Origin of the sequence: Paenibacillus sp. J53TS2, from assembly GCF_018403305.1 — a bacterium.
Lineage (GTDB): Bacteria > Bacillota > Bacilli > Paenibacillales > Paenibacillaceae > Fontibacillus > Fontibacillus rhizolycopersici.
In genome coordinates, this window is the sequence record NZ_BOSK01000001.1 from 187287 (window position 1) to 212818 (window position 25532).

Sequence of the window (25532 nt, forward strand, 5' to 3'; positions counted from 1 at the left end):
CCCGGCGATTTACCGACGGTCAGAGCGCTTGATCATTACAGCTTAACGAGCTTATTCTTCTCCAAGCAGCGCTTGCTCTTCCTCAAGCTCCGCTTCCACTTCGTTGGGCGAAGCCGGAGCTACCGACGTAGTCAAATTACTGGACTCGCGGATCTTCTGCTCAATCGTATTCGCGATCTCCGGATGTTCCTTCAAGAACTGCTTTGCGTTCTCGCGACCTTGTCCAAGGCGTTCACCGGAATACGAATACCAGGCACCGCTCTTGTCCACGATATCCAGCTCCGTCCCGATATCGATGAGACTGCCTTCTTTGGAAATGCCTTCCCCGTACATGATATCGATCTCGGCCTGTTTGAAAGGAGGAGCCACCTTGTTCTTCACGACTTTGATCCGAGTCCGGTTCCCCACCATGTCGTTGCCCATCTTGATTGTTTCAATACGGCGCACATCCAAACGTACCGTGGAGTAGAACTTCAGCGCGCGTCCGCCTGGCGTCGTCTCCGGGTTGCCGAACATTACGCCAACTTTCTCGCGCAACTGGTTAATAAAGATCGCGATCGTCTTCGACTTGCTGATTGCCCCCGACAGCTTCCGCAGCGCCTGTGACATAAGGCGGGCTTGCAAACCAACGTGCGAGTCCCCCATTTCGCCTTCGATCTCCGCTTTAGGCACCAGTGCCGCAACGGAGTCGATGACGATAACGTCGACCGCGCCGCTGCGCACGAGCGCTTCGGCGATCTCCAACGCTTGTTCCCCCGTATCCGGTTGGGACAGCAGAAGTTCGTCGATGTTCACGCCCAGCTTGCTGGCATAAGACGGGTCCAATGCATGCTCGGCGTCGATGAAGGCAGCTTGTCCACCGATCTTCTGAACTTCAGCGATCGCGTGCAGCGCTACCGTCGTTTTACCGGAAGATTCCGGCCCATAGACTTCGATAATCCGTCCGCGAGGAAGTCCTCCGGTACCCAGGGCGATATCCAAGGCGATCGATCCGCTCGGGACGATCTCTACCTGCATATGCGTTGATTCTCCAAGTTTCATGATTGAACCTTTACCGAATTGCTTTTCTATTTGGCGAAGCGCCATCTCCAGCGCTGCTTTACGATCTGACAATCAGCTCACATCCTTAAATTAGATATAAATCATCGGATACTTAAATAACATAAATTCATTATAATTCATGGCCATTTGTAACTTCTCACGTATATCATTGTACCTTGTTTTGGTATGTTTGCCAAGCGTTTTTTCGAACATACATTCGTAAAAAAAATCTCAACCCCCCCAAACCTGGACTCAACCCTTCCAAACCCTCCCTTACCGTAAGGGAGGGCCCTGAAGGGCCCGCTGCCCTTGGGCATCCCGCAAACTGGACTGACGTTGGAGGGACTGAGGCGCTCCCTAGACGTTCTCCCCTTCCGAGGATTCGCTGACTTTGGCGCATGGCACGCTTTACAAGGCTCTATAGACGCCGTTCCCTTCGGAAATGCGCTCACCACGGCGATAGAGTTATGTTACATCTAGATATGTATGAAATTTCATATATAATTCGTCGAAATTGGCTGTAATTACGGATTATACTCGATTTTTCATATATATTTGCTGATGTTGTCCCACTAGGGCAGGAATATATTCGATTTTTCATACATAACAAGCAAATTAGTTCTCAGGGGGCACCATTAAATATGATTTTTCGAACAGATTCTTGTCCCCACCACTCGCACCACAACCTAGTCTGACGACAGCCGGCACTTCCTACTTACTTATCTTGCTTAGTTACCTCTCATTAGTTATCTACTTAATTGCCTCCTTAGTCACTGCTTGGTTCTCACTCTCATCCCCTCCCCATAGTTACTCCAACAACAAAAAAGAACCGCAGCACAACTGAAACAGTTTGCTACGGTTCTTCCGTGCCTTGATTATATGTCATAATCTTCCATAGTGCAAGCACCTACTTATTCACTTGCCTAGCGTGTTGCCGAAGAGCTTCCCAGCCCAGCCCTTTCGTCCCCAGCCCCTCACTCACTTCTGAATGAAAGGGATAAAGGTCAAAGGGAAGCTGACGATACGCTATTGACGTCATTATCCTGCAACGCTCTCCACAACCGATACAACAATGTCTTTGCGGCACGTAGCCGGATCGTCTCGCGGTTACCCTTGAGGTTCAATTCAAAGACTGAGGTATCCGCACCCCAGCGCGAGATCGCAATGTACACCAAACCGACAGGCTTGCGCTCGGAATGGGCCGGACCCGCCACGCCGGTGATCGACAGACCAAGATCGGTGCCTACGGTGAGGCGTACCTGTTCCGCCAATACCTTGGCGGTTTCCGCACTGACCGCGCCTGGGGCGCCGTCGCCCTCCAGCAGGTCATGCGGCACGTTCAGCAGCTTCTCCTTCATCTCATTGGAGTAGCACACGATTCCGCCGGAGAACACAGCCGAGCTGCCCGGCAGCGCTGTGAACATTTCCATAAGTAGTCCGCCGGTGCAGCTTTCGGCAGCACTTAGCGTTAATCCGCGAGTAGCCATCAAATCGAGAATCGTCTTCTCGATCGGCTCATCCACGTTAGCGTACAGATGCTCCGGCAGCCGCGAGGCAATCTCCCGCTCCATCGCATCTAGCTTTACCGTCGCATCCGACTCGCTTGCCGCTTTGGTGGATACGCGAATGGTCACTTCGCCCTCCTTCGCATACGGCGCAACCGTCGGATCACTTTGAGCCTGGATGAGGTCGAGCAAACGCGTCTCCAGCGCCGATTCTCCAATCCCGGCGAATTTCAGCATCCGCGAATAAATCGGCATCTCGCCGGTCAGCACATGCTCCAGAATCCAAGGCTTCGCCTGGCGCTCGAACATTGGCTTCATTTCCTTCGGCGGTCCAGGTAACACGATATAAAACTTTCCGTCTACAGAAAGCGCATTGCCCACAGCTAATCCCGTTTCATTCGGAAGCGGTGTGCCTCCTTCAATAGCCAGCGCCTGGCGACGGTTGTTCTCTGTCATCGGGACTCCGCGGCCTTGGAAGAATCGCTCAACGTTCGCCATCGCTTCCGAATCGATATAGAGGGTCCGTCCCAACAGCTCGGCCAGTGCTTCTTTAGTCAAATCGTCCTGCGTCGGACCGATCCCGCCGGTAAAGATCAACACATCGGCCCTCCCCGAGGCCGTTCTCACCGCCTCCGCCAGCCGTTTCATGTTATCTCCAACCACGGTCTGAAAATAAACGTCCATCCCCAACGCCGCGAGTTCTTGCGACAGATACTGCGCATTGGTATTTACAATTTGGCCGAGCAACAGCTCCGTCCCGACCGCGATAATTTCCGCTCTCACCTTCGCATGCCTCCTTCACCTTTCCGGCCGACCGAACGCCAACATCAGTTTATGCTTTGGAAAAAGAAAGCACGCTCTTATTTTTTACGAAATAATCGATGCCCGAATACAGCGTGATGACGGCCGCCAACCACATCGCAACATCGTCGAACGGGAACGAAAGCCATTCGAATGGAAAGTTGTTCAGCAACAACGCGGAAATCGCGATGATTTGCGTAATGGTCTTCGCCTTCCCCCACTTGCTGGCTGCAATCACGGAGCCCTCCAACAGTGCGACTTCACGTAGGCCGGTTACGGCGAATTCGCGGCTGATGATGACGACCGCGATCCAGGCGTCACATTTGCCCATCGCCACAAGTCCGATCAGCACGGTGCCAACAAGCAGCTTATCGGCTAGAGGATCAAGCAGCTTGCCTAGATTGGTGACCAGATTATATTTGCGGGCGATGTAGCCGTCGATCCCATCCGTACTGGCCGCGACGATAAACAGAACCGCTGCGATCAACTGATGGACCGGCAGCGAGTAAACGCCGAGCGTAATCTCATGGGACAGCCACCCGGCGTCGACCAGCAAGAAGACCAGCATCACCGGAATCATAAAAATACGGGTTAATGTGATACGGTTGGGCAAATTCACAGGACGGCCTCCCCGGATAGATCATAGTCAAAAGCATGCGTAATCCGCACCTTGGTCAGTTCCCCGAGCCCGACGGGGCAATTCGTAACGAATACCTCGCCGTCAATTTCCGGAGCATCGTATTGCGAGCGGCCCACGTAAACGTCGCTGCGGCCGTCGTAACGCTCGATCAAGACGTCCAGCACCTCGCCGACAAACTTGCCGCTGTTCGCATTAGCAACCTCTCGCTGAATCTCCATCAACGTGTTGGCTCGCCACTCCTTCACAGCCTCGTCAACTTGGTCCGGTAAACGCGACGCCGGCGTATCCTCTTCCTTGGAATAGGTAAAAACGCCAAGCCGATCGAACTTCACCTCGCGCACAAACTCACATAACCGCTCGAAATCCTCCTCGGTTTCCCCGGGGAACCCGACGATCAAGGAAGTGCGCAGCGAAACATTAGGAATCCGTGCACGAATCTTGGCAACTAGCTCACGGATATCACGGTTCCGTCCAGGGCGGCGCATACGCTTCAGAATTGCGTCTTCGCTGTGTTGCAACGGCATATCTACATATTTGCAAATTTTCGGATTCGTCGCCATCATCTCGATCAGCTCATCCGTAAAAAAGCCGGGGTAAGCGTAATGCAGACGCACCCACTCAATCCCCTCCACCTGGGTTACCCGGTCCATCAGCTCAGCCAGTTTAAACTCCCCATATAAATCGGTACCGTAATTGGTCGAGTCCTGCGCGATAAGGCTGATTTCCTTCACGCCTTGGGCGGCCATGCTTCGCACTTCCTCAAGGACGGATTCCATTGAGCGACTGCGGAACTTCCCGCGCATGATCGGAATGCTGCAGAACGTACAATTGTTGTCACAGCCTTCGGCAATTTTCACGTAAGTCGTATACCGGGCCGTGGTCAGTTTGCGTGGCAGCGCCTGTTCATAATTAAAGACAGGATTGCCAACCAGCGCCGGCTTCTTGCCCTTAAGCGCCTCGTCGACGATCCGGTTGATGTGGTGAAAATCCCCCGTACCGACGATTCCGTCGATCTCCGGCATTTCATCCATTAATGTTTGCTTATATCGCTGCGTCAAACATCCGGAAACGATCAGCGCCTTCAGCCGCCCGCTTTCCTTTAGATCGGCGAGCTCAAGAATCGTGTTGACCGACTCTTCCTTGGCTGCATCGATAAACCCGCAGGTGTTGACGATTATTACGGTTGCGTCTTCGCGATTATCCACCAAAGAGTAGCCACGCTGATCAATCAGGCCCGACATAATTTCCGAGTCAACCAGATTTTTCTCGCAGCCGAGCGTCACGATTTTTACCTTTTCTGTCATGAACCATTTCCCCCATCGCCTAAAAGCCAAAGTTCCCGTCATACGAACGATTGAACAACCTCTACAAGTATAATATTCCAGTACCGATGCTGTCAAAAATATGAAAATGGCCTCCGCAGCTCAAAACCGGCGCCGCAAGAGACCTTTAAGAGGTTGTGCACTTTACGCTCTATTTAAAGTTGGTGAACTGCAAATCCACCGTCAAATCGGCTTTGCGCAACATCTGCATGATCTCCTGCAAATCGTCTCTGCTTTTGCCGGTGACGCGAATTTGGTCACCTTGGATCTGGCTTTTGACCTTCAGCTTGGAGTCGCGGATCAAGATGTTGATTTTCTTGGCATTCTCCTGGTCGATCCCCTGCTTCAGGTTAATCCGCTGCCGTACCGTGCCGAGCGAAGCCGGTTCAATCTTGCCATAATCCAGATTCTTGATCGGCAAGCCTCGCTTGATCATTTTCGATTGCAGGATGTCGATGACGGCGCCCAGCTTATAATCATCGTCGGAAACGATCACCAGCACATCCTTCTCCAGCTTAAGCTCGCTTTTACTCCCTTTAAAATCAAACCGGTTTGCGATTTCCCGTTCGGTTTGATCGATCGCGTTGGTCAATTCCTGCATGTCCATTTTTGAAACGATGTCGAAAGAATTTTCCGAAGCCATAAGTCACATTCCTTTCTCGGTTTCCAATCTTTTCATAATTAAATTATATGTAAAAAAATTCGCAAAGTCGAGTATCCCTGTCATCGCGGTCTCAAGACAGCCAAAAAAGCGCCGTTAGACCGGACCGGTCTCAACCGCGCTCTTCGTTCTCGAACAAGCAGTTGGCCGGGTTCCCGCCTACGCTTATTCGCTCCCTGTCGTTGTTTCGTTGTTGGTAACGGTACCGTCGGTTTCGGTCCCCGTATTACCTGCGGTACTGCCGCCAGTCCCATCATCCAAACTGAGGAAGAATCGGGATGTCGTCTTGCCGTCCTCGATCGGTTGTTCCGCTACCGCAATCGCGGTCTTAGCCGAATTCCCCGACAAAATGTACAAACCTTCCGGTACAACGTCATACGTCAGCACGTCGCCGTCTTTGGTTTTTCCGAAATACAGCTTTTCCCCGCTTTTGCTTCCTTTGCGAACTTCTACCCAGCTTTCGCCGCTTGCCGTTATAACGACCTGTACCGGCTGGGTTCCGGGATTTTGAATCTTGTATTTCGTTGTGCTGCCTTCTGTTCCATCCGGGACGACGGTAATTTGATTGCCGGGTTCATTACCCGGGGTTTCATTGCCCCCATTCCCCATATTACCTGCATTGGTGCCGTTGTTCGTCCCCGGATCCGTTACAGTATCCGTCCCGTTTCCGGCGCCCTTGTTTCCGCCCACGGCATCGCCGGCCGTTCCGTTCCCCGCATTCGTGCCATTTTGATTCCCATTTGTTGGCGTTTTCCCTTGAGTCACCGGCGTAGGATCCGGCTCCTTATTCCCCTCGGCTTCATCCTTGTTGTTGCCCCAGACCGAGAAATACATATAAATAACGATTAAAATCAGCACGGCAAACGACCACATCAGCGTGGTGGACAACCATTTCGAGTTGCGCTCGTTGTGCTGCCGGCTGCGTCGTTTTTGAATGACCGGTTCCATCGTGGGTTCCGGAGCTGAAGAAGGCACATTTTGCCGATGTTCGGCAAGCAGTTCGTCCGCATCCAAGCCAACGGTTTCCGCATACGTTTTAATAAAAGCCCGAACATAGAAGCTTCCAGGCAGAACCTTATAATCACCCATTTCGATGGCTTCCAAATATCGTTTGCGAATCTTCGTCATTTCCTGTACATCATCCAGCGACAAACCTCTGGCAAGGCGGGCTTCCCTTAACTGCTGGCCCAATTCCGACACGACCATCACCTCCTGCTATGCTATGATTAATTATGCGGCAAACCCTTACAGATCGTCCGTATAAATTGTCGTGAACGTATCGTAAACGATTTGCTCCTCCGGATTGTTACGCAATTCTATAATAATGTCAAAATTGTCATAACTGTATTCAGACTCTTTAACAAATACATCCGGATGCTCTATGACTTTGGTCGAAGGCATGGACATCAACTCCTGTAAGAGCTGATGATGCTTTTCATTGGAACGTAACGTACTGATGATACCGTCTATAATAAATACATTGTGGGGATCCATTTCGTTCTCAGACAATTGGCTGCGTACCGTTTGCCGCAAGAGCGTTGAAGATACAAACGTCCATCGCTTCATGGCGCAGACGCTGCCGGCAATAATCGATTCCGTCTTGCCAACGCGAGGCATGCCTCGGAGTCCAATTACCTGATGTCCTTCCCGCTTAAACACCTCTCCGAGAAAATCAACCAAAATCCCTAGTTCATCCCGAGTAAACCGAAACGTCTTACGGTCATCGGAATCCCGGTCGATGTATCGGCCATGGCGCACAGCCAACAAGTCGACAAGCCGTGGATTGCGTAAAGCGGTCACCGTAATGCTGTCCACCTTGTTCAACAACTGGCTGACTTGATCGATTTTGCCGTCATCGTCCGTTTCCAGAAGTAGTCCTCGAGTCTTACCTTCAACGCCGTTGATCGTCAATATATTGATCTCCAGCATCCCTAACATGGAAGCGATATCCCCCAAAAGTCCCGGACGATTCTTATGTATTTTGTATTCCAGATACCATTGTTTCTCTACCATCGCAGACACCTTCTCCATATCCTCATGCATCATTCGACAAAATAGGTCTTAATTCCTGCTGTTTTGCAAAAACAATTTGCAAAACATTTCTTACCAATATTGATATTACATGTTCATATGTGTTTTATGATATATAAAATGAAAATGAAAGGCAAGCGGGTGGGAAAAATGGGGGAAAAGCTCCCGGAACGGGAGCTTTTCAAGTGCCAAACTATGCGTTTTTCTTGGCCAACTTCACCATCAAACGGGCGATGGTTTTCCGCTCTTCTTCACTACCGACATCCCAAATTTCTTTGAGGGCACGGTTGGATTCGTTTTGCGGATCGACTTTGTCGTCCAGAAAACCACCGATTTCATAAGCAAGGTTGGCGATCGCCTCTTCGCTGAAACCGGCTTTTTCCGCATGCTCGACGCGTTCACCCAGGAATTTCTTCCATGTATCAAAATTTTTGAGTACCGTTGACATGATTAAATCCTCCTTCGCTTGGCGATTTAAAATCAACAGTCGTAATATGCGAAAATCCCGTGGGTTTTATACGCGAGCCGCGGAATCATGCGGATAGCAAAACCTGCGAATCAAGGGGCGATTAGGTAATCCAGCCGCCATTCGGGCTAATGATCTGTCCCGTGATATAACCCGATTCCGGTAACGCCAAAAAATAAACAAGTGACGAAACCTCCTGCGGCGAACCCAGCCGTCCCGCCGGGATATCCTCCTCCAGCTGGCGGAGTTCTTCCTCGTCAAAGCGTTCCATCATCTCCGTCTTGACCGCGCCCGGAGCCACCGCATTCACGGTGACGCCGGAGGGGGCCAGTTCTTTGGCTAACGCTTTGGTGAACGAATTAACTCCGCCCTTTGCCGCTGAGTACACCGCTTCGCAGGAGCCTCCTGATATTCCCCAAACCGAGGACACGTTGATTATCCGCCCAAAGCGCTGACTGATCATATGCGGCATGAACATCTGGCTGCACAGAAACACGCTTTTTAAATTGACGTTCATCACGTCGTCCCATTCCTCTTCAGTTACATCGGACAGCAGCGCGTAATGCGAGATCCCCGCATTGTTAACCAAAATGTCGGGATACAGCCCGTAATTCTCGAGCCTTTCCTTCATCCGCAAAATTTGCTCCTTGCTCCGCAAATCAGCAGCGACTGTATAAGCCTTGGCTCCAAGCTCTAGGCATTTGCGAGCCACTTCATTCGCCGCCTCGTGCGAGTTCATATAGTGAATGACCACGTTCATGCCGACCGAAGCAAACCGCAGCGCCACCTCGGCGCCGATCCCTCGGCTTGCCCCGGTGATCAGTACGGTCATGTCCGCGATATTCTTTCCTAACCCATGATCAACCGCCATTTACGGACTCACCACGATCGATACGGCCAGCTGTTCCCAATCGATATGCTCGCGCAACCGTGCATTGATGTCTTCCAGAGTAAGCGATTCGTAAAGCGGCAGTACCGCGAAGAGGTCGCCGCCCCGGAAGTTGTAACGGGTGAACTCGTGAGCGATGTTCTCCGGCGAATTCAACATGCGTAAATAACCGCCGATTTTCTTCTTGCGCGCCCGTTCGAAATCTTCTTGATGGAATCCGGAAGCCAGCAGGGCTTCGGTCTCTTCTTTAATCACGGCCAACATCCGGTCCGGATCCTTGGTGTCTCCACCGATCGCTGAGAAAGCGTAATTGGGATTGCTGTTGTATTCATGGCCAAAGCTGTCGGAGATCAGATCCATGTCATACAGCTTTTGATACAGCTTCGTACTGGCCCCAAACAACAGATCGAGCGCCAGCTTCGTGGCGAGGTCTCGGCGCAGCAACTCCTCGCCGGTCAAGCCAAGCCGCGTCTCCTTAAAACCGAACAAGCATTTCGGCTGTGACACCGGCAAGCGGGATTCCCGCCGTTTCTCGGATACTCCCTGCGGCTCCGCCTCAAATAGACGATCAATCGTTCCCTGCGGCTTATATTCTTTCTTCTCCTGATTGTCCCGGACCAGCTTAAACACTTCTTCGGGATCGACCCCGCCAACGACGAACAGCAGCATATTGCTAGGGTGATAAAAGGCATTGTAGCACGTATACAGCGTCTCCTTGGTGATCGTTCCAATCGATTCCACCGTGCCGGCAATATCGATATGAACGGGGTGCACCTTGTACATCGCCTCGATCAAGCCGAAATACACCCGCCAATCCGGGTTATCCCGATACATGCCGATCTCCTGACCGATTATCCCTTTTTCCTTCTCGACGTTCTGGTCGGTAAAGTAAGGGTGCTGCACGAAATTGACCAGCGTTTCCAGGTTAGCCGGAATGTTCTCCGTCGCGGAGAACAGGTATACCGTTTGGTCGAAGCTGGTAAAGGCATTAGCGGAAGCGCCTTGAGAAGCAAAAGTGGCAAAAATGTCCCCTTCCGGCTCCTCGAACATCTTATGCTCCAGAAAATGCGCGATGCCATCTGGAACCGCGATGTCCTCCTGCCCTTCTACTCGGAAATGATTATCGATCGATCCGTATTTGGTCGAGAACGTGGCGTATGTTTTCTGGAAGCCCGGTTTGGGAAGCACGTAGACCTGCAGTCCGTTCTCCATCGTTTCGCGATACAGCGTTTCCTGCAAAGCGTCGTAACGTATCGTTTCCATCCGCCTACCCCTCCTTCTGGCCTGTCAAAAAGTATATCGTATCGAGCTGGACGGTTTCCGCGGCCGCCACAACATCCTTCGGCTGCACCTGTTCCACTTGACGGAGCAGTTCCTCCGCCGGCCGGTCTTTGCCGGATAAGACGCGGTTGAAATCATAGGCGATCATTTCAAAAGCGGAATCCTGCATCTCCAGTAAGCTGTTGCGGATCATCGCCTTGGTCTGGGACATTTCCAGCTCGCTGATTTCTCCGTCGCGCATGCTCGCCAGCTGGGCTTCGATAATGCGAAGCGCCTTTTCATAGTTGGCGATTTCAATCCCCGATTGAATGGCAACGATGCCTTTATGCCCGTCGTAACGCGAGGCTGCGTAATAGGCCAAGCTCTCTTTTTCACGGACATTGATAAACAGTTTGGAATGCGGGTAGCTACCGAGAATGCCGTTATACAGCAGCAAAGAAGCGTATCGCTCATCTCCGTAAGTGATCGGCGTGCGGAGGCCCAAGTTTAATTTGCCTTGATTAACATCAAGAACTTCCTTGACCGTCCGAACTTCACCGCCTCGGATATGGACCTGCTCCGGCTCATATTCCGGCGAGATCGATCGACTCAAGCTGAAATGCTTGGAGACCAGCTCCTCTACCTCGGCTAATGTCGTATCGCCAACCACATACAAGTCCATGTGAGCCTGCTGCAGCCAGTTCTGGTAGGAGGCGTACAAAGACTCCGGCGTAATTCCGTCCAATTGGCTCCGCTCTCCAAGCGGGTGAAGACGGTACGGATCGTCCTTAAACATCTCTTCTGTGCAGCGTTCAGCGGCGTAACGAATTTTATCGTTGATGATCCCTTCCAGCTTCTTGCGGACCGACTCCCGTTCCGAATTGACGTATGTCGAGCGGAAGGCACCGTTTTCCTTGGCCGGTTTGGTCACGACTTCGCCAAGGAAAGCGAAGCTTTGGCCGAGGAGCGAATGGTTGCTCTTCACGAAAGAATCGTTGATCGTATCCATCCGGAACTGAACCATCTGGTAGTTGCCACGTTTATATACATCAAAGCCGAAGCCCGCCCCATACATATGCTCGAGCTGCTCGCGGAACTGCGTGGTTTCCGGGTAGGATTCCGTACCTCGGCGCAGCACGAACGGAGTGAGGGCGGTAGCGGTTACCGTTTGCTCTTGCAGCGGCAATCCCGCGTAGAGGGAAATGGCAAATGTTTTGAATCGGTTGGTCGGCAGGACGTGAAGCCGGATATGGCCTACGGAGCCGCGCTCAAATCGCGTTTTGTTCAAACCCAAAACTCCTTTACTAGAAAGTCAGTTCCATTCTATACCAATTCAAAGGAAAGAAGCAACCTGACGACAAGCGGCTGCTCCTTCGATAATCAACTATTTACATACAGAAAATATGCTCTCCGATCGTCTTGACCTGCGGTCGCGACCAGATCCATTTCGAGGTCGCCGTTCTTGGGTTGAAATAGTAAATGCAGCCTCCCGACGGATCCCAGCCATTTAGCGCCTGCTGTACGGCTTTGCGGGCTTGTTCGTTAGGCTCCAGCCAGATTTGACCGTCCGCAACAGCCGTAAATGCGCCAGGCTGAAAGATGACGCCGGACACGGTGTTAGGAAAACTCGGCGACTTCACCCGGTTCAAGATCACCGCCGCTACGGCAACCTGGCCTTCAAACGGCTCGCCGCGCGACTCCCCGTAAACGGCGTTAGCCATAATCCGCAAATCGTTCTCCGACAATCCCATGGCGTTGGAGGCGGATAGATCCGCGGATTCCGCTTTCACTTTACCTGCACCGCCACCCTCTCCACCGGTTTTATTTCCCGTTCCGGTTTGAGGTTTCGCCGCCCCACCGGCATTGGCGTATTCCATGCCTGGCTTCCAGTTTTTCGTGGCGTTGTAAAGCTTTAACTTCGTTTTTGGGCCAGCGAGGCCATCCGCCTCCATCCCAAACTCCGACTGGAACCATTTGAGGGCGTCACGCGTCTTGGGACCAAAGTAGCTGTCTAACTTACCGTGGTAAAAACCAAGATAAGAAAGCCTCCCCTGCAGCTCATACACGTCTTTCCCGAATGCCCCATAATCGATAACCTGCTCACTGAACGCGGGCTGTGCTTTATAGGTATTGACTTTGCCTTCGTCAAGCGTATGCCGGAGTACGTTCGCTCCGTATCCGATTCCGAACAAAAGCAGCACTAAACCGGAGGCAAACCAGATCTTCGCTTTCTTCATATGTTTAGCTCTACCTCTCTTTTTAGAAGTTGTTCAACAAGGATGGGTGACTTTAGTATGACAAGCGTCGTCCCTTCCTATGCACCCTAAGTTTCGAGTACTCCTAAAAAAAGAAAGGGGAAGGATTCCCCTAATCCTGACAGATCAGGAGGAGATCCTTCCCATTTTGTATTGCTCCATTGACATTAATACTTCTCTTGGTTTACTGCCTTCATAAGGTCCGACGATCCCTCGCGCTTCCATGGAATCGATCAGTCGCGCAGCCCGGGTATAGCCGACGCGCATCCGCCGCTGTAACAGCGAAACGGAGGCTTGCTTCGCTTCTAGCACGATCTGGACGGCTTGATCATAAAGCTCGTCCAACACCTCTTCCGCCTCGTGCACTTCATCGTCGACCTCGGGAACCAAGCTTTCGTCATATTCGGCTTGACCTTGCCCCCGCACAAAACCTACGATGGTCTCAACTTCCTGGTCGCTCATAAACGCGCCTTGCACCCGTATCGGCTTAGAGGCGCCCATCGGCATATAGAGCATGTCCCCGCGACCTAGCAGCTTCTCGGCGCCCGCCATATCGAGGATCGTCCGTGAATCCACCTGAGAGGATACCCCAAACGCGATCCGCGACGGGATGTTGGCTTTGATGACGCCGGTAATGACGTCGACCGACGGCCGCTGCGTGGCAATAATCAGATGGATGCCGGCAGCACGGGCCATTTGTGCCAGCCGCGCGATGGCATCTTCGACATCGCTGGCCGCGACCATCATCAAGTCCGCCAGCTCGTCCACGATGACCACGATGTAAGGCAAGATGGCCTCCGGTCGATCCGCCATCATGTGATTGTAGCCTTCAATGTTCCGTGCTCCCGATTTGGAGAACAACTCATAACGTTTCTCCATCTCAACGACGATTTTCTTAAGTGCCAACGAAGCTCGCCGGGGATCCGTGACAACAGGGGTCAACAGATGAGGAATCCCGTTATAGACATTGAGCTCGACCATTTTGGGGTCGACCATCATAAATTTCACTTCATCCGGCTTTGCTTTGAACAAGATGCTGGTGATAATGCCGTTAATGCATACCGATTTCCCTGAGCCCGTCGCTCCGGCTACCAGAAGGTGAGGCATTTTCGCCAGGTTTCCGACGATCGTCTGACCGGAAATATCGCGCCCGAAAGCAATGCTCAGCTTCGATTCCGCATCCATAAACGTCGGTGTCTCCATCACCTCACGCATCGTGACCAGCGATACCTCGTTGTTCGGCACCTCGATGCCGATTGCGGATTTGCCCGGAATCGGCGCTTCCATACGGATATCTTTAGCGGCTAAGGCCAAGGCAATATCGTCCGTCAAATTGACGATTCGGCTGACCTTCACGCCGATATCCGGCTGAATTTCGTAGCGCGTCACCGCCGGTCCGCGCACAACCTCCAGCACCCGAGCTCGAACGCCAAAGCTTTCGAGCGTGGCCTCCAGCTTGCGGGCGGTCTGCATGTAATCGGCTTGATCACCGGATTTGCCCGCTCCGGCCGGTTTGGAGAGAAGCCGGAAGGAAGGCATTTTATACGGCTTCGGTGCCGGTTTAGGCGGAGGGGGCGGAGCTATTTCTTCGCTAGGGCTAACAACGCCACCCTCTCCTTCGAGTCCTGACTCGCCACGGTTCACAGCATCGGCGTTCCCTGCTAATGCGTCGTCAAACGCATCGTCAGCTTCCCGCTCTGCTAAGGAATCGTCATGGAGGTCGGGGATACCTCGCTCGGCTTCTTCTCCATCCTCATCGTGGTGCAGGCCTTCCCGTTGAATATGATCGAAGAAATCGCGGATGATCGGGCCGGTGTCGTTGCCGCGATGATCCTCCAGTTGACCTCTCTCCGTCCCTTCTTCCTTGCCGATGTAATTCAGCTCATTCCAATTGATTTCCGCTTCAGCGGTATGTTCGGCAGCCTCGACATCTCCCTGTTCATCCGGATTTGGCGGTTCTATCCCTGGTTCATCCGGTCTTCCCTTAAAATTCAGCAATTGGAAAAATACCGGCTTCTTCCGAGTTGAAGCAATTACAGCCTCGTCATTATCGTGAGGTTCCTCCTCCGGATCATCGTAAGAGGTTACCGCCGGGGTCGATTTCTCTACCCGCTTGGCTTTGCCGCGTACCGGTACAGGACGCAGCATCCGCATTTTCTTCCCAAGACTCTCGCCTAACACGGCCAATTTAGAACGCAATATTCGGAATAGATCAACGTAGGACAGTCCTGTGACCAGCATAAAGCTGATGGCCAGCAGCACGATCATAATCAGCTTGGCACCGGCCATGCCAAACAGAGAGTAAAGCAAGGCGAATTCCAGGGCGCCGACATAACCGCCGCTGATATCCAGCCCCAGCAAGCTCATCCCAGAATCGCTCACAGCGGGCTGAAACAGCGCCGCTTGCAAATCGCGATGAATCTGGCCGAGAACGTTGCCCGTAGACAAAGGGACTGCCGGAGCCAGTTTATGCTGCATGGCCGAAATCGTACTCATCAACGTCAGCGACAGCACTGCCAGCAGCACGCCGCTGCGGCGGGCGTTCCAGCGATTAGGCCATTTTCGATTAATCATGACAGCTAGTCCTATGTAAATGCCGATCACAGGGATCACAAAATAAAATTTGCCGAGGATCAACGCGGCCATTTTCGATAACGTTCTTCCTACGGCAGCCTCCCCGGACAATGCGATAATGGATAAGGTAATCAGGATGATTCCGTATATTTCGTATTTGAGCATGCTGCCAATGGCAGCCTTCTTCTTCTTCCGTTTCCGTGGCAAACGAAAACACCCCCTAGATGAATATTATACCATAATCACCGAGGGGGGACCTAGAGAAGATACCGTTGACGGCATTTATCTCATTTCAATAAAGTTGGAAAAAAAGCGATTTGCCGCCCGGGCGCCAGCTCCGGGTTCAAATAATCCTCCAGTTGGCAGCGCAGCAACCGTACGATCGTCGCCCGGTTACCGGCTTCCATCCGCACCTGCATCAGTACGCCGTTCAACTCGATTTCTCCGTACGCCTCTTGATTCTCTGCATTTTCCCAGTAGGCTTCTTCCGGAAGAATGGTGTAATGGGTCATTGTGTGATCCCTCCCGCTTGTCTCCGGGATTCGATCAACGAATTCAGCTGGGTCAACCCCTCGCCGATACCTCCGATCGCATCGATAAGCCCATACTTCACGGCATCATTGCCTCCAACTGCAGTTCCGATGTCCCGATTTAATTCTCCGGTTTTGAACATCAGCTCCTTGAACAACTCCTCTGTGATATGCGAGTGTGTCGTGACGAACCGCACGACACGCTCCTGCATTTTCTCGATATATTCGAACGTCTGGGGTACCCCGATGACAAGCCCCGTCATGCGAATGGGATGAATTGTCATCGTCGCGCTTTCGGCAATTAGCGAATAATCGGAAGCCACCGCAATCGGAACCCCGATGCTATGTCCCCCTCCGATGACGACAGTAACGGTCGGTTTGGACAAGGAAGCGATCATCTCCGCGATCGCAAGCCCCGCCTCCACATCGCCCCCTACCGTATTGAGAATAATTAACAGTCCTTCGATCCGTGGATTCTGTTCAGCCGCAACCAATTGAGGAATCAAATGCTCGTATTTGGTTGTTTTATTTTGCGGCGGCAATACCAAATGCCCTTCGATCTGACCGATGATCGTCAAGCAATAAACATTGGATTCACCTGGTGTTGGTACCGCTGTTTGTCCCAGCTGTTGAATCATTTCCGGTACCGTGGCCTCTTTCTTCTCGGCCTCGTTTGGCGGCAGCTCGGATTCGCTGCGAACGGTTGATTTGCTCAGGTCCTTGTTCATGGTCAAGCCTTCCTTTCGGTGTCGGCATATCCGACGAAGTCTCGTTACGCTACGCAGCCCTTAGTATGCCGACAACCTTCTTCACTCTATACAAAACATGAAAAAGCCTCCTCTCCTGCAAGGAACCGTCCAATTACCGGCAGGAAAAGAGGCGACTGTGTGCTATACGATTGTTATACTTCCATAATGATCGGCAAGATCATCGGTCTACGGCGCGTTTGCTCATACAAGAATCGGCCGAGCGCATCCTTGACGTTGGTTTTCAACGATGCCCACTCGTTCACGTTCTCGCTCATCAGCTTCTCGAGCGTGCTGGATACGATCCGATTCGCCTCATCCAGAAGCCCTTCCGATTCACGGACATAAACGAAGCCACGGGAAATGATATCCGGACCGGACACGATCGTACCGTCCTGCTTGCTAAGCGTAACGACGACAACCAGGATGCCGTCTTGGGACAACAGCTTGCGGTCGCGCAAAACGATATTGCCGACGTCGCCAACGCCAAGTCCATCGATCAGCACGTTGCCGGCAGGCACTTTCCCTGCTTTACGGGCTACGCCGTTCTGAATCTCGATGGTATCCCCGATATCAACCAGGAAAATGTTATCCGGCTCCACGCCAACCGACTCGCCGAGTAGCGCGTGTCTGCGCAGCATCCGGTATTCCCCGTGGATCGGAATGAAATATTTAGGCCGCATCAAATTCAGCATCAGCTTCAATTCTTCTTGGCTGCCGTGACCCGATACGTGCACGCCGGAGTTCGATCCGCTGTAAATGACTTCCGCGCCGAGGCGGAACAGCTCGTCGATCGTCCGTCCAACATACTTCTCATTGCCCGGTACTGGAGTTGCCGCGATGATAACCGTATCCCCGGGAAGGATATCGACCTTCCGGTGCGTCGAGCGAGCCATCCGCGTTAAAGCGGACATCGGTTCCCCTTGGCTGCCCGTGCACAGAATGACTACGCGGTCCGCCGCCATCTTGTTAACTTCCTCCGGCTCGATGATGATTCCGTCCGGAACGTTCAAATAACCAAGTTCTTCTGCAATCGTTACGACGTTAACCATGCTGCGTCCGATAATCGTCAGCTTCCGGTTCGTTGCGTACGCCGCGTCGATGACTTGTTGAATGCGGTGCACGTTGGAGGCGAAAGTCGCCACAACGACGCGTTGCTTCGCTTTATGAAAAATATCGCTAAGAACGATGCCGACATTCTTCTCCGAAGGCGTGAAGCCCGGTCTCTCCGCATTGGTGCTATCCGATAAAAGTGCTAAAACCCCATTTTTCCCGATTTCGCCCATCCGGTGCAAGTCCGCATATTGATCATTGACTGGGGTATGATCAAATTTGAAGTCGCCGGTATGAACCACGTTGCCTTCCGGGGTTTCGATGCATACGCCAACCGAATCCGGAATACTATGATTTGTCCGGAAGAACGAAGCTTTCATCGTCGTTCCGAGCTCGATCACGGAATCGGCGTTGATCAGCACGCGTTTCGTTTCGCCAAGCAGCCCCGCTTCCTTCAGCTTATTCTCGACAAGCCCTAAAGTCAGTTTTGTTCCGTAAACCGGAACGTTTAAGTTCTTCAACACATATGGCAAACCGCCGATATGGTCTTCGTGTCCGTGCGTCAGCACGATGCCTCTTACTTTATCGCGGTTCTCCGTCAAGTAAGTGATATCGGGAATGACGATGTCGATGCCAAGCATGTCCTCTTCCGGAAACTTAAGCCCGGAGTCGATGACCACGATGTCATTGGCATATTGAACGACATACATGTTCTTCCCAATTTCTGCGACGCCGCCCAATGCGAAAATCGTCAATTTTTCATTATTCATTTTTTTAGACAAGTGAATCTAACCCTCCTAATTATTTTGGACGTTGTATCGAAAATTCCTATGGAAATGGCTCCGACCACTGCGTTTGATTACCAATCTTTGATTGCAGGAATAAACAACCGCCTCGATCAAGACGGTCTGGTCGTGTCTCCAAATCATCATCTAAATGGTTGTTCAATCAAGCTATGGTAATGCCACATTGCTTCATCCAGCTTACAGCGATTTAGCATAACGAACTCCGCCTTCGCTTGCTGATGTAAGCCATTCTCTTGAACGAGCCATTTAATTTAAAAATTCACCGCACCCAGTCACTTGAAATCATTATACATGATTAAATTGGCAAAAAACAAGTCAGATGCTTTACCTACGTTTAACGTTACCTTGCACCATGACAAAAAAACCGATGCCTTCGTTGAAGGCATCGGTTTATGGAAATGCAGCACATTTTTGGTTAAAAAGCAAGATGGAACCGTTTAGAGCATGCTGCGAATCCGCAACGCTTCTTCTTCATTCGGCGGTACAAGCGGCAGCCGCACTGAACCAACGGGATGACCGGTCTCGTTTAACGCATATTTCACCGCAACCGGATTCGGGCACTCGAACAAAACCTTGAATAACGGCAGGAGCTCCCGATGCAAACGACTTGCTTCATCGACATGTCCGTTGAAGAATTGAACGACCATCTCTTTAATCGTGCGGCCAGCAACATGGCTGGCGACGCTGATGACGCCGTAAGCCCCCACTGCCATCGCCGGCAGTGCAGAAGCATCATCCCCCGAGTATACTCTAAAATGGTCTGGTGCCTGAGATACGATCGTGGCAATTTGATCGAGCGGCGCGCATTCCTTGGTAGCCACAATGTTAGGAATCTTCGCCAGCCGCAGCGTCGTATCTACGCTTAAACTGACCACCGTACGGCTCGGTACGTTATACAGAATGATCGGCAAGCTCGTAACGGCCGCGATCGCTTCAAAATGGCGGAAAAGGCCTTCCTGATTCGGCTTATTATAGTACGGGGCGACCAGCAGGATTCCGTCAACGCCGCATTTTTCGGCTTCACGCGTCAAATTTACGGAGTGAGCAGTATCGTTGCTGCCTGTGCCAGCGATGATTTTGCAGCGCCCGGCCACATGCTTCACCGTAAAGGCAAATAATTCAAGCTTTTCTTCGTCCGTTAGCGTAGGGGACTCTCCCGTTGTTCCGCTTACGACAAGGCTGTCGGACTGTTGCTCCTCCACCAAATAGTCGATCAGGCTTGCGGTCTGGTCCCAGTCAATTTTCCCTTGATCATTAAAAGGCGTTACCATGGCTGTAATTACTCTTCCGAAATCAATCACGCCATTTCCTCCTCCCGTCTCCCGCTTCGCTTTATTATTACTGCCCTATCAGCATTCCCTGCCTTTTCCCTATGCGATCCAACGATTTCGAGGGTTAACGACCCAGTTCGAATTTGGCATGCAACGCCCGCAGCGCTTGCACCATATCGTCCTTATGCACCAGCACCCAAATCGTGGTATTCGAATCTGCCGATTGCAGAATTTGAATCCCATGCTCGGTCAATGCTTCGACAATCTTTGCCATAATCCCCGGTACCCCGTTAATCCCGCCGCCGATGACCGAAACCTTGGCACAGCCGGTGCAGATTTGAGGTGAAAGCTCCAACGACTTCAATACCGCTTCAGCCTTGGCCGAATCTTTGTCAAACACGGTATAAACGACGCCTGTCGGGGTCACATTAATAAAATCAACGCTGATGTCATTCTCCGCCATCGTCTTAAACACTTGCAATTGCAGGTTATCCGGGCCCTTTCCAGCCGATTCCACCCGAATCTGCGTCACGTTCGCCACGTAAGCGATCCCAGTCACGTAACGGTCTACGATCCCGATCTGGACATCCTTAAACCCTTCGGGGTTAGCGACCAGCGTTCCTTCTCCCTGCGAAAAAGTCGATCGCACGCGAACAGGGATCCCTGATTGCATCGCGATTTCCACCGCACGGGGGTGAATGACCTTCGCGCCCTGATGCGCCATGTTGCAGATTTCTGCGTAGCTGACGTATTCCAGCGGCTTCGCATCCTCGACGATCCGCGGATCCGCGGTTAATATCCCATTCACGTCCGTGTATATGTCGACCATCTCAGCGTGCAACGCAGCTCCCAAGGCCGTTGCGGATGTATCGCTACCTCCGCGTCCCAACGTCGTGAAATCGCCGCCCTGATTTTGACCCTGAAATCCCGTCACGATTACGACATCCTTCTGCTGCAGTTCTTCCAGCACCCTTGTAGGGACGATATCCAGAATTCTTGCATTGCCGTACTGGCTGTCCGTTCGGAAACCGGCTTGGGCTCCGGTTAACACGACGGAGGAAATGTTCCGCTCGGTTAACAGACTGCATAGTTTGGCTGCGGAAATAATTTCACCACAAGCCATTAACAAATCTTGTTCGCGAGGCGGCAAATAGCCATCCCCCTCGGCAACCAAATCAAGCAAAGTATCTGTCGCGTAAGGATCGCCTTTGCGGCCCATGGCCGAAACCACCACGACGAGCCGGAAACCGTTATCCAGTTCCCGGCGTACGTGTGAGATGACATGGTCTCTTGCTTCCTTCGTTGAAAGAGACGTGCCACCAAATTTTTGCACCAAAATGCGCATGGATATTCCTCCAGTTAATAAGTGCGGAGTAAAGCGATGACTTCATTCCGTAAGATTTAGTAAGATTAACGAACCCAGAGCTTCGAAAACATACCCCTTCGCCGCAATGATCTCCGCGATTGTAAACGGCATTCCATGCTGCGCCTTTGAGCAAATTGTTCCGATACTTTCTACCTTTGTTGTTGAGTCCGTCCTGAGAAAATCGCGGCGTGTAACGGCCTGCATGGGTTACTTGAGCACCTGGCATGCCCTCTGCTGCCGATTACCCATGAAAGCGTTCGATAATCAGCGGTTGCAGCTGTTTGCCTTCAAGCGCAGCATAGCAAGCTTCAGGTACCAGTTCCATATTGGCTACCAGCGAATTCGGTTTACCGATCGGATTATCTTGACCGAATGGAACGAAATACACGTTTTTAGCCACGATTAATTTAGCGATGTTCGCCAAATTAAAACCTAAACCGTCATTAGTCGACACCGCGATGACGAGTGGACGCCCGTTTCGCAGTTGGGCTTTCGCCGCCATAAGCACGGGACTGTCCGTAACGGCGTTAGCCAACTTGCTCGTGCTCGTTCCCGTGCAGGGCGCGATAACCAAAACGTCGAGCAGCTTGCTTGGACCCAGCGGTTCAGCTTCGACAATTGAAGAAATAATATCATTCCCTGTAATATCTTTCAACTGTTTACGCCAATCTTCTGATTTACCGAAACGGGTGTCGGTCGTAAGCACCGACTGGGATATGATCGGCACAACCTTCGCCCCTCCGTCAACAAAACGCTGAATCTGAGGCATCACCTCAGCAAACGTACAATGCGAGCCCGTAATGGCGTAACCTACCGTTTTTCCCTGCCAATTCACTGTTCATCCCCCCGTAATAAATACTCATCCAAAATCGACTGACAAATCGTATTTGCCATAATAATTCCAGCCGTTTTGGGAGCGACGATACCGGGGATGCCAGGGGCTAAAATCGCCTTGACTCCGCGCTTCTCGGCGAAACGGAAATCCGTCCCACCAGGCGCCGAAGCAAGGTCGATGATCACCGCCGTGCGGGGCAGTTTCGAGATGATTTGCGCTGTGACTATCATAGTCGGAATCGTATTAAAAATCAAGTCAACATCCGCTACGTTAGCGGCCAAATCCCTTGTGGCAAAAGGCTTCCAGCCCATTTGCACCGCTCTGGCCACGTCGTCTTCCCGGCGTACCCCTACCCTTACATTCGCTCCCAAACCCTGCAGCGTAGCCGCCAGCGTAAAACCTGTTCGCCCAATCCCCAGCACGATGCAAGTCGAACCGTGAATGGTAATGTCCGTATTCTGGATCGCCATCATCACGGCGCCTTCCGCTGTCGGAATCGAGTTATAGATGGCGACGTCGTCACGATCGAGCACCTCGATGATCTGGAAACCGTGATCCGTGCTCATTTGCTTCAAGAAGCTTTTGGCAATCCCGGTATAGACCAGTGTGCTTTTTCGAATAGCTGCGAACCATTCGTGTTTGATGACCAGTTGTTCCGCAGAGAACGGCGCTGGGACAACGCCGTGGTCATCGCAACCGATTACCGGAAGGATGATGACGTCGGCACCGGCCAGCAATCCTGGACTTAACGTCTCCTGCGATACTCCCTTCAGCGGGGTCTCCAACCGATCAAAGCCAACAACCCGTACCGTTGCGTCTAGTTCCAGACATTTGTTGATGACCTCCACCTGCCTGGCGTCACCACCGAGGAATACAATCGTTATTCCAGTCAGCATTCTTAGACGGCACTCCTTCCAAGCAACACAGTATAGAGCATCTTATGCCGTTGCCCACGAAGTGGTGAAAAGGGAGGATCCAGGATATGTAAATCGTCATAGCAGCACGATGACTCCCGTTTATCAAGCCGCTTTTTCTTTGCTTTTGAAGAACTTATGGTGTAACTTCAAGATCCTCACACCGGTATCAGCTCTTATTTACCCTCCCTGCTATACTTGGATTTACCTTTATATTGGACGCCCCAAGGCCCGGTTGTTATAAGGACAATGGCGTCATTACAACGAGGTGATCTTGTTGTCGAGTTGGGTGGGCTTACGCCTTCACAGCTATTAATCGCGCTTTCCAAGGGAGCACCTGCTGTGAAAAATGAACATTGGTTAAAAATGATGGGGTGCAGGAGAAGAAGAACATTCGGAATGTAGCTGTAGATTTACGAGACCATACGGAGGGTTAGTTCGGCGCCAAGACATTATTGAAGAACGAGACGCCCAAATGGAGAAGTTAAAGGAGATCGCATCTGCTGCAGTTCAAGGGAATAGCCACAATAGTATAAGATCGTGCGGTGTTGGGCGGTTTCTCTCATGTACTAGTCCTGGAGAAAACAAGGGACATTTAGGTCGCTATTTCAACCAAATCCCTCTAAATCTCAATAATAGAGGACATTTAGGGCTTAATTCTGAGCTGAACTGGGCCTATTAAGCAACTTTTAAGAGCGATGAATGAAAATAAGGGTAAAAAAGTCCTTTATTTCGGCTATAACCCCTGCTTAACCGAAAATAAGAACCTTTTTTACCCTTATCCACTAGTTACCTACAGAAGAAATGCAGGTTCAAATATGCCCTTTGCTCCTACGCTTTACTTCGTTCCCGTATGGCCAAATCCACCGTCGCCGCGAACGGTCTCAGACAGCTCGTCCACTTGAACGAGATTCACCTCAGGAACGATCTGGAACACCATCTGTGCAATCCGTTCATTCCGCTGAATCACAAACGGCTCCTGCCCGAGGTTGATCAGCAGTACCTTAATTTCGCCGCGATAATCGGCATCGATCGTACCCGGCGTGTTTAGACACGTAATCCCGTGCTTAAAGGCCAGACCGCTGCGCGGACGGATTTGCGCCTCTAGGCCGCCGGGCATCGCAATGGCGATCCCGGTCGGCACGAGGGCACGTTGCCCCGGCTGGAGCGTCAGTTGCTCCGTAACGGCAGCATAGAGGTCAAAGCCGGAGGCTAGCTCCGACATTTTGCGAGGCAGTTCAATATCTTCATTTCCCGCTAAACGGTTAATTTGTACTTCAAACGACAAGTTCATCTCTCCTTACTCCCGAAATCACACGATCCGAGGAACCCACCATCGCAAGCGAAAACGGTTGGCTAAACATAGCCTTCATCACCTGATTGACATCGTCCATCGTCACCGCCTCGATCCGGGCGATCATTTCATCCAAGGTATAATGTCTGCCGAGCATCAACTCGTTCTTGCCGAGTCGATTCATCCGGCTTCCGGTGCTCTCCAGGCTCAAGATCAAGCTCCCCTTCAATTGTTCCTTGCCTTTACTCAGCTCACCGACGGTAATCCCGTTGACCGATACGTCGTGCAGGATCTCCTTGGTCAAGTCCAGCACTTCCTTGGTCTGGCGAGGCGCGGTTCCTGCGTAAACCGTAAATAATCCGCTGTCTGCATGCGAGCTATGATAGGAGTACACGGAATACGCCAAACCGCGTTTCTCGCGAATCTCCTGGAAGAGGCGCGAACTCATGCCACCGCCAATCGCATTGTTAAGCAGCACCATGGCGTACTGCTTCTCTTCGCCAACCGATAATCCCGGAAAAGATAAGCAAATATGGTTCTGCTCTGTTTTCTTGCGATGAAATCGGAGTCCACCAAGAAAATCGGGTGATTCCAACGCGCTGGAACTTCCTCGGTTCGAAAAGTCTCCGAAATATTTCTCTAGCAGATCGATCACGTGATCGTCTATGTTGCCGGCAACGCTGATGACCGTGTTCTCGATCGTGTAGTGCTCCCGCATATATTCCCGAAGATGCTCGGATTCCATTGCGCGAAGCTGCTCCTCGGTTCCTAAAATCGGCAGCGCCAGCGGATGTTCCCCGTAAGCCGCCTGTGACACGAGGTCGTGCACCATATCGTCTGGCGTATCTTCGTACATGGAGATTTCTTCGACGATCACGTTCTTCTCTTTCCGCAACTCTTCCGCATCGAACAAGGAACGGAAAAACATGTCCGACAACACGTCAACCGCGATCGGTAAATGCTCATCCAGCACTTTGGCATAATAACAGGTATATTCCTTTGACGTAAATGCGTTTACATTCCCGCCGATCGCATCAAATTGCTCTGCGATATCCTTGGCGCTGTACCGCTCCGTACCTTTAAATAACATGTGTTCGATGAAATGTGAAATTCCGCCCCGTTCAGGGCTCTCATTGCGGGAGCCGGTTTTGACCCAAATACCGAACGAGACAGAACGACAAGTCGGTATTTTCTCCATAACCACCCGAAGGCCGTTTTTCAATTGCGTTTTCTTCACGAGAGGCCCTCCTAAATGTTTTGCAAAGCATTTCT

At 51.7% G+C, this 25532-nt stretch carries 22 protein-coding genes; all 22 read right to left on the reverse strand.

Going from position 1 to position 25532, the window contains the following annotated elements:
* Positions 1-51: 51 nt before the first annotated feature.
* The 22 genes from recA to KJS42_RS01000 all read right to left on the reverse strand — a co-directional run bounded on the left by recA (position 52) and on the right by KJS42_RS01000 (position 25497).
* Positions 52-1113: a recombinase RecA gene (gene recA / locus KJS42_RS00895; RefSeq protein WP_155607992.1), complete on the reverse strand. Its 1062-nt coding sequence runs from the start codon at positions 1111-1113 to the stop codon at positions 52-54.
* A gap of 932 nt (positions 1114-2045) precedes the next feature.
* Positions 2046-3329 carry a competence/damage-inducible protein A gene (locus tag KJS42_RS00900; RefSeq protein ID WP_213621716.1) on the reverse strand — a complete coding sequence of 428 codons (1284 nt, stop codon included), beginning with the start codon at positions 3327-3329 and terminating at the stop codon, positions 2046-2048.
* Between the two features lie 49 nt (positions 3330-3378).
* On the reverse strand, positions 3379-3966 hold the full coding sequence (gene pgsA / locus KJS42_RS00905) for a CDP-diacylglycerol--glycerol-3-phosphate 3-phosphatidyltransferase (RefSeq protein WP_193415248.1): 588 nt from the start codon (positions 3964-3966) through the stop codon (positions 3379-3381).
* Positions 3963-5291 carry a 30S ribosomal protein S12 methylthiotransferase RimO gene (gene rimO, locus KJS42_RS00910; RefSeq protein ID WP_155607993.1) on the reverse strand — a complete coding sequence of 443 codons (1329 nt, stop codon included), beginning with the start codon at positions 5289-5291 and terminating at the stop codon, positions 3963-3965. Before rimO ends, pgsA begins: the two co-directional genes overlap by 4 nt.
* A gap of 169 nt (positions 5292-5460) precedes the next feature.
* Complete coding sequence (locus KJS42_RS00915) at positions 5461-5952, reverse strand: YajQ family cyclic di-GMP-binding protein (protein WP_155607994.1); 492 nt, start codon at positions 5950-5952, stop codon at positions 5461-5463.
* 183 nt (positions 5953-6135) lie between these two features.
* Positions 6136-7170 (reverse strand): helix-turn-helix domain-containing protein, encoded by a 1035-nt coding sequence (locus KJS42_RS00920; RefSeq protein ID WP_193415247.1) that lies wholly within the window; start codon positions 7168-7170, stop codon positions 6136-6138.
* A gap of 45 nt (positions 7171-7215) precedes the next feature.
* Complete coding sequence (locus KJS42_RS00925) at positions 7216-7983, reverse strand: DUF3388 domain-containing protein (protein ID WP_193415246.1); 768 nt, start codon at positions 7981-7983, stop codon at positions 7216-7218.
* Positions 7984-8194: 211 nt separating this feature from the next.
* Complete coding sequence (locus KJS42_RS00930) at positions 8195-8449, reverse strand: DUF3243 domain-containing protein (protein ID WP_155607997.1); 255 nt, start codon at positions 8447-8449, stop codon at positions 8195-8197.
* 121 nt (positions 8450-8570) lie between these two features.
* A complete protein-coding gene (ymfI, locus tag KJS42_RS00935; protein ID WP_213621717.1) occupies positions 8571-9338 on the reverse strand; it encodes an elongation factor P 5-aminopentanone reductase in 768 nt (255 codons plus the stop codon).
* Positions 9339-10619 (reverse strand): EF-P 5-aminopentanol modification-associated protein YfmH, encoded by a 1281-nt coding sequence (yfmH, locus tag KJS42_RS00940; protein WP_155607999.1) that lies wholly within the window; start codon positions 10617-10619, stop codon positions 9339-9341.
* Between the two features lie 4 nt (positions 10620-10623).
* On the reverse strand, positions 10624-11904 hold the full coding sequence (yfmF, locus tag KJS42_RS00945; RefSeq protein ID WP_193415244.1) for an EF-P 5-aminopentanol modification-associated protein YfmF: 1281 nt from the start codon (positions 11902-11904) through the stop codon (positions 10624-10626).
* 100 nt (positions 11905-12004) lie between these two features.
* Positions 12005-12853, reverse strand: a complete 849-nt coding sequence (sleB, locus tag KJS42_RS00950) for a spore cortex-lytic enzyme (protein WP_155608001.1) — start codon at positions 12851-12853, stop codon at positions 12005-12007.
* Positions 12854-12997: 144 nt separating this feature from the next.
* Complete coding sequence (locus tag KJS42_RS00955) at positions 12998-15652, reverse strand: FtsK/SpoIIIE family DNA translocase (protein ID WP_193415243.1); 2655 nt, start codon at positions 15650-15652, stop codon at positions 12998-13000.
* An 80-nt stretch (positions 15653-15732) separates the two neighbouring features.
* The gene (locus KJS42_RS00960; RefSeq protein ID WP_155608003.1) at positions 15733-15957 is read right to left on the reverse strand and encodes a YlzJ-like family protein; all 225 of its coding nucleotides are present in this window, start codon (positions 15955-15957) and stop codon (positions 15733-15735) included.
* Positions 15954-16703, reverse strand: a complete 750-nt coding sequence (locus KJS42_RS00965) for a ClpP family protease (RefSeq protein WP_239483948.1) — start codon at positions 16701-16703, stop codon at positions 15954-15956. The genes KJS42_RS00960 and KJS42_RS00965 overlap by 4 nt, the downstream gene beginning before the upstream one ends.
* A 173-nt stretch (positions 16704-16876) precedes the next feature.
* Positions 16877-18556: a ribonuclease J gene (locus tag KJS42_RS00970; protein WP_155608005.1), complete on the reverse strand. Its 1680-nt coding sequence runs from the start codon at positions 18554-18556 to the stop codon at positions 16877-16879.
* 461 nt (positions 18557-19017) lie between these two features.
* Positions 19018-19878, reverse strand: coding sequence for a 4-hydroxy-tetrahydrodipicolinate synthase (dapA, locus tag KJS42_RS00975; protein WP_193415393.1), 861 nt, complete (start codon positions 19876-19878; stop codon positions 19018-19020).
* Positions 19879-19975: 97 nt separating this feature from the next.
* Positions 19976-21196 carry an aspartate kinase gene (dapG, locus tag KJS42_RS00980; protein WP_155608006.1) on the reverse strand — a complete coding sequence of 407 codons (1221 nt, stop codon included), beginning with the start codon at positions 21194-21196 and terminating at the stop codon, positions 19976-19978.
* 262 nt (positions 21197-21458) lie between these two features.
* Positions 21459-22052, reverse strand: coding sequence for a dipicolinate synthase subunit B (locus KJS42_RS00985; RefSeq protein ID WP_193415242.1), 594 nt, complete (start codon positions 22050-22052; stop codon positions 21459-21461).
* Positions 22049-22948, reverse strand: a complete 900-nt coding sequence (gene dpsA / locus KJS42_RS00990; protein ID WP_193415241.1) for a dipicolinate synthase subunit DpsA — start codon at positions 22946-22948, stop codon at positions 22049-22051. The genes KJS42_RS00985 and dpsA overlap by 4 nt, the downstream gene beginning before the upstream one ends.
* Positions 22949-23804: 856 nt before the next feature.
* A complete protein-coding gene (gene dut / locus KJS42_RS00995; RefSeq protein ID WP_193415240.1) occupies positions 23805-24254 on the reverse strand; it encodes a dUTP diphosphatase in 450 nt (149 codons plus the stop codon).
* Positions 24244-25497, reverse strand: a complete 1254-nt coding sequence (locus KJS42_RS01000; protein WP_193415239.1) for a M16 family metallopeptidase — start codon at positions 25495-25497, stop codon at positions 24244-24246. The genes dut and KJS42_RS01000 overlap by 11 nt, the downstream gene beginning before the upstream one ends.
* Positions 25498-25532 lie beyond the last annotated feature (35 nt).

Coding starts and splice junctions, on each gene's coding strand:
- rimO (WP_155607993.1), bottom strand. CDS start 5,291: ATGACAGAAAAGGTAAAAATCGTGACGCTCGGCTGCGAGAAAAATCTG.
- KJS42_RS00915 (WP_155607994.1), bottom strand. CDS start 5,952: ATGGCTTCGGAAAATTCTTTCGACATCGTTTCAAAAATGGACATGCAG.
- KJS42_RS00925 (WP_193415246.1), bottom strand. CDS start 7,983: ATGGTAGAGAAACAATGGTATCTGGAATACAAAATACATAAGAATCGT.
- KJS42_RS00930 (WP_155607997.1), bottom strand. CDS start 8,449: ATGTCAACGGTACTCAAAAATTTTGATACATGGAAGAAATTCCTGGGT.
- ymfI (WP_213621717.1), bottom strand. CDS start 9,338: ATGGCGGTTGATCATGGGTTAGGAAAGAATATCGCGGACATGACCGTA.
- yfmH (WP_155607999.1), bottom strand. CDS start 10,619: ATGGAAACGATACGTTACGACGCTTTGCAGGAAACGCTGTATCGCGAA.
- sleB (WP_155608001.1), bottom strand. CDS start 12,853: ATGAAGAAAGCGAAGATCTGGTTTGCCTCCGGTTTAGTGCTGCTTTTG.
- KJS42_RS00960 (WP_155608003.1), bottom strand. CDS start 15,957: ATGACCCATTACACCATTCTTCCGGAAGAAGCCTACTGGGAAAATGCA.
- KJS42_RS00965 (WP_239483948.1), bottom strand. CDS start 16,703: ATGAACAAGGACCTGAGCAAATCAACCGTTCGCAGCGAATCCGAGCTG.
- dapG (WP_155608006.1), bottom strand. CDS start 21,196: ATGCGCATTTTGGTGCAAAAATTTGGTGGCACGTCTCTTTCAACGAAG.
- dpsA (WP_193415241.1), bottom strand. CDS start 22,948: ATGCTGACTGGAATAACGATTGTATTCCTCGGTGGTGACGCCAGGCAG.